We start from the raw sequence: 4892 nt of genomic DNA on the forward strand, positions 1-4892 counted from the left end.
ACTCCGCGGTCGCCGTGGCCATGAGATGCTCCAGCAGGCCGATCAGCACCCGCTTGGCGGACTCGCGGTTGCGCACGTCGCACAACTGGATCGGCACGTGCGGGCCGATGTCGAGCGCCGAACGGACCTCGTCCGGGGTGTAGACGTCCGAACCGTCGAAACAGTTCACCCCGACGATGAACGGGATACCCCGCGATTCGAAGAAGTCGATCGCGCTGAAACACCCCTCGAGCCGCCGGGTGTCGGCGAGCACGACCGCGCCGAGCGTCCCGACGGACAGTTCCTTCCACATGAACCAGAACCGGTCCTGGCCCGGGGTGCCGAACAGGTACAGCACCACTTCCGGGTTGATCGTGATGCGCCCGAAGTCCAGGGCCACCGTGGTGGTGGTCTTGCCCTCGACCCCGGACAGATCGTCCACCCCGGCACCGATCTCGGACAGGCGTTCCTCGGTCCGCAGTGGCTTGATCTCACTGACCGAGCCCACCATGGTCGTCTTGCCGACCCCGAAACCACCCGCGATCAGGAGTTTGACCGCCTGTACCCCTTGCAGCTCAGGAGAGCCGCCACGATCAGAGCTTACGAACGCCATCGAGTACCGCCTGCAACAGTTTGATGTCCGGCCGTCCCGCGGCCGGCGGAGGTGAGCGGAAGATGAGATGCCCTGAGTCGATCAGGTCGCTGACCAGAACCTTCACCGCGGCCAGCAGTAGGTTCAACTCGGCCGCGATCTCGGCGATCGACAGCGGCCTCCGTTGACACATGCGCAATATTTCTCCGTATTCCCGGTCCAGCGCCGCGACCTCGGACTCGGGCCGGACCGCTACGACCAGTGTGATGATGTCGAGGTTGTGAAGGTCCTTCCCGGCCCGGCCACGGGTTACCGCAAACGGCCGAACCAGAGGCCCGGGGTCGTCGTCGAACCAGGAGTCGCCTTCGTAGTTCATGACGTGTGCGGAATCCTCAGCTCGGTGTGCAGGGACCGGGGTGCGGCGGTGAGGTTGGCGCCCACCTGCTGCACGATCACGTTCATCTCGTAGGCCACCATGCCCAGATCCGCCCCGGCCCCGGCCAGCAGCGCGAGGCAGGCGCCCTCACCGGCTTCGGTCACCACGAGATAGCCGAGTTCGAGTTCGACGACCGTCTGCTGGACCTCACCCTTGTCGAAGGTGGTGCCCACCCCGCGGGCCAGGCTGCGGAACGCCGACGCCATGGCCGCCAGGTGCTCGCCGTCCTCCCGCTGCAGGCCGGCCGAGCGGCCCAGCAGCAGGCCGTCCGCGGACAACACCACCGCCTGCTCGGCCCCGGCCAGTCGTTTGACCAGGTCGTCGAGCAACCAGTTCAGCCCGCTCCCCTTGGCCTTGACTACCAGATCGTTGTTCATTCCCTGACCATCCGTGTTCATCACTTGTGCTGACCCGAGGCATCGTCACGTCCTTGACGTGTTCCTCGCTGGAAGGAAGCCAAGCTGCTGCGCGCCTGCTCGGGGCTCCGCAGCTGGCGTGAGGTCGACGTCCCGGGCGAGGTTGCCTGCCCTGGCGGGGTGTCGACCTGCAGTTGCGGGGCGAGATTCGCCTGCCGGACGCGACGCGGCAGTGGCGCCCGCTTCCGTCCCGGCGAAGGCCTCGGCGGGGTTGCCGCCGACGGCGGTTCCGGGGGAACGCTTTCCGCGCTGTGCCGCGCCGGAGGCGATGACATGTCGGCCACATCGGACAGTTCCGGAGCCCGCGGGGCCGGTGCCAACTCCACCGGCTCTTCCAGCGGCCACTGGTTCAACGACTCCAGCTGATCGAAGGGATCGAACGGGTCCTTCTTCTCTTCGCGGACCGGCATCCTGGGCACCGGGTCCCGCGCCGGCTCCGGCACGTAGCTCGGGCGCTGCGCCGGTGTGCGGCGCGGCCTCGGCTCGTCCTCGGACTCGTCGTCGTTCTTCTTCACCGTCTCCGCTTCGATCACCTTCGTCGGAATCAGCACGATCGCCTTGACGCCACCGTAGGCGGATTCGAGCAGGCTGACCGCGATGCCGTGCCGCTTGGCCAGCTGCCCGATCACGAACAGGCCGAGCTGCCGCTGCCCCGCCAGCGCCATCTCCTGGAAGTCCGGCGGGTTCCGCAGCCTGTCGTTGTACCGCTCGCGTTCCTCGAAGTCGATGCCGAGGCCCTGGTCCTCGACCTCCACGACCACGCCCTTGCCGACCAGGTTGCCGCGCACGGAGACGGGCGAGTCGGGCGGGGAGAAGGAGGTCGCGTTGTCGACCAGTTCGGCGAGCAGGTGGATGAGGTCGGCGACCACGCTGCCCAGCACCTTCACCTCGGGCAGCCGCACCGCGCTCACCCGCGCGAAGTCCTCGGTCTCGGAGATCGCGCTGCGCACGATCTCCTCCAGTGCCACGGGCCTGCGCCATTTGCGGCCCGGCTGCCCCCCGCCAAGGATCAGCAGGTTCTCCGCGTTGCGGCGGGCGTGCGTGGCCAGGTGGTCGAGCTGGAACAGCAGTTCCAGATGTTCCGGATCGCCCTGCTTCGCCTCCGCGATGTCGAGCACTTCGAGCTGGCGGTGCACCACGACCTGGCTGCGGTGCGCGATGTCGAGGAAGACCCGGCTGATCCCGCCCCGGGTCTTCGCCTCGGCGACCGCGGCCTCGATGGCCGTGCGCTGGGCGGTGTTGAACGCCTCGGCCACCTGGCCGATCTCGTCGCCGCTGCCCGCCTCCAGCGCGCCGACTTCGGCTTCGAGGTCGACCGCTTCGCCGTCGTGCAGCCGCTGCACGATCGAGGGCAGCTTGACGTCGGCCAGGTCCAGTGTGCGGCTCCGCAGGTTCCGCAGCCGCCGGACCAGCGCGTTGGCCAGGCGGACCGCGACAAGGAACGCGGCGACGGTCACGACGAGCACCGCCGAGGCGGCGATGATCGCCTGCGTCAGCGACGTTCCCGCGCTGTCCTTGGCAAGGGATTCGGAGTAGCGGAAGTGGTCGCCCCACAGGCCGCGCAGCTCGTCGGTCACCTTCGTGGTGGCGCCGAGCCAGTCGGCGATGCCGACCTGGAGCGTGCCGCGCTGGACGACGGAGTCCTCGCCCGCGGTCGCCACCCGCCACTCGTTGCTCGCCACCAGTGCGTCGTAGCGGGCGCGCTCGGTGGGGCTCAGCCGCGAGACCTGAGCGTCGAGCTGATGCCGGTAACCGCCCACCAGCTGCCCGTAGACGGCCCGGTCGGCCTGGTTCATCGGCCCGCGCACCACCGCGCCCGCCGCCATACCGGTCGCCCGGGACTGCCAGTCCACCACGTAGAACAGGTCGGTGGCGGTGATCTCCTCGGCGGCGGCATGCGGGTCGGGGGTGGTCTTGGAGACCCCCTGCAGGCCGACGATCACCACGGCACCGAGCTGGGTGTAGAAGGAGTCCACGTCGGCGACGCTGGCCTGGCCGAGGTCCACGCCCTGCCGGATCACCGGCATCTGCGCCGACAGCTGGGCGAACTGGGCGTTCGACACCGCCACCGCGTCCGGGTTGAGCTTGGCGACCACCTGGGCCAGCGAGGCGATCTGGGCCAGGGTGGTGTTGGTGGTGTTCCGCTGCGCCTGCATGTCGGCCTGCGCCTGCTTGTCACCGCCGATGGCGCGCAGGCTCAGCGTGCGCTCCTGCTGGACCACCGTCTCGAACTTGACCAGCGGGTCGACCGCGCTGCCGAGATAGTCGGAGAAGTCCCGCGCCGAAACGGCATCCGAGATCAGCAGGCCGCCCACGGTCGAGCCGGTCACCAGCAGTGCCGCGCTCGGGATGAGCACGATGGCCAGCACCCGGGTTCTGATGCTCGGCGTCGAGCGACGTCTGAGCCGGCTCCACCACGAGCCGGGCCGGTGCTGCTCTGATCTTGATTCGCGCAAGTTACCGCCCTGTCCTGGCTTGGTCGGAAGGAGGCGGCGACGGCGGGAAGACGACTTTCCCGGCCGGAGCCGCCGTCCGGCAGCCGCGGGGAGAACCGGCCCGGGACATGACCGCGCGCATGTCGTCCGGACGGACTCTCCTGTCGCGTTTCACTGCTCTACTTCGCTACCGTTCAATGTTTGGTTACTGGGCGGGCTCAAGTGACCGTCGAAGACACCTGATCCGCCGGGAAAATCAGCCCGTTCGAGCGCCCTGAGCACGCCTGGCCTGGGTGCCACTTTCGTGCGCGGCCTCGTCAGGCACCTCCAGAATCCGGCTTCGTGTTCCTGGGCCGGCCGCGGGTTCGCGGGCAGCGAGCCGAACTCGTCCATGGCACCCACGCCGATGACCGTCAGTCGGGTTCGGGCTTCGGGCCCCCACTCTATCCGTTGTGTCAAGAAGCGATCACGGGGGCTGGTTTGGCTTTCTCATAAGGGAAAACGCGCATCGCGGACCGGCGTGTGCAAGGTTGGCGAACCGCCGCCGCACACTGTCGATCTTCCACTGCGGGGGCGGCGACCTGCGCACAGGGCGACCGCCCGCCACCGCCGCGGCAGTCCGAACCACTACAGAAGGCGCTTTCAAAGAGCAGGGAGAAATCCTTTTCTTTACCCCGGCGGATTCGATTCCGGAGTCGGTGCGAAACAATTCCCCGCCGACCGCGTCGCCTTTCACCGGGCTACTCGCGCGGCGATCGCGAAGCTCTCGGAAAACCAACGCCGTCGGGCGGGGAAAAACCAACATCGTCCGGCGACCGGGAGGCACCTGGCCTCGTCGCACCGGGTCCGGACGCGGCCCAGGGCGTCCGCGGGAGGGACCGGCAAGAGGGATCGGCGGGAGGGAGCCGAATGGCTTCACCGAAACCCGGGAGGATCCGTCACCTTTTCCCGCGCCCCTTTTCGGGGAATACCTCGCCGCCAGTGATCCCTCACGGCTCGTGCGCGGCTCCCCGCGCCGTGAGGGGTCCCCTCAC

General features: G+C 68.5%; 4 protein-coding genes. All 4 read right to left on the bottom strand.

Going from position 1 to position 4892, the window contains the following annotated elements:
* The coding region (locus FNH05_RS32210) for a GTP-binding protein (protein WP_144592620.1) at positions 1–592 on the bottom strand (592 nt) is incomplete at its 3' end.
* Complete coding sequence (locus FNH05_RS32215; RefSeq protein WP_144592621.1) at positions 573–947, bottom strand: DUF742 domain-containing protein; 375 nt, start codon at positions 945–947, stop codon at positions 573–575. The genes FNH05_RS32210 and FNH05_RS32215, both read right to left, overlap by 20 nt.
* Positions 944–1384 carry a roadblock/LC7 domain-containing protein gene (locus FNH05_RS32220; protein WP_186382845.1) on the bottom strand — a complete coding sequence of 147 codons (441 nt, stop codon included), beginning with the start codon at positions 1382–1384 and terminating at the stop codon, positions 944–946. Before FNH05_RS32220 ends, FNH05_RS32215 begins: the two co-directional genes overlap by 4 nt.
* Before the next feature lie 20 nt (positions 1385–1404).
* On the bottom strand, positions 1405–3792 hold the full coding sequence (locus tag FNH05_RS32225) for a sensor histidine kinase (RefSeq protein WP_186382846.1): 2388 nt from the start codon (positions 3790–3792) through the stop codon (positions 1405–1407).
* Positions 3793–4892 lie beyond the last annotated feature (1100 nt).

Source organism: Amycolatopsis rhizosphaerae (assembly GCF_007713715.1).
In the GTDB taxonomy this organism is placed as follows: Bacteria; Actinomycetota; Actinomycetes; order Mycobacteriales; family Pseudonocardiaceae; genus Amycolatopsis_E; species Amycolatopsis_E rhizosphaerae.

Excerpts from the sequence above, each read along its gene's own strand:
- FNH05_RS32215 (WP_144592621.1), bottom strand. The coding sequence starts at position 947 with ATGAACTACGAAGGCGACTCCTGGTTCGACGACGACCCCGGGCCTCTG.
- FNH05_RS32220 (WP_186382845.1), bottom strand. The coding sequence starts at position 1,384 with ATGAACAACGATCTGGTAGTCAAGGCCAAGGGGAGCGGGCTGAACTGG.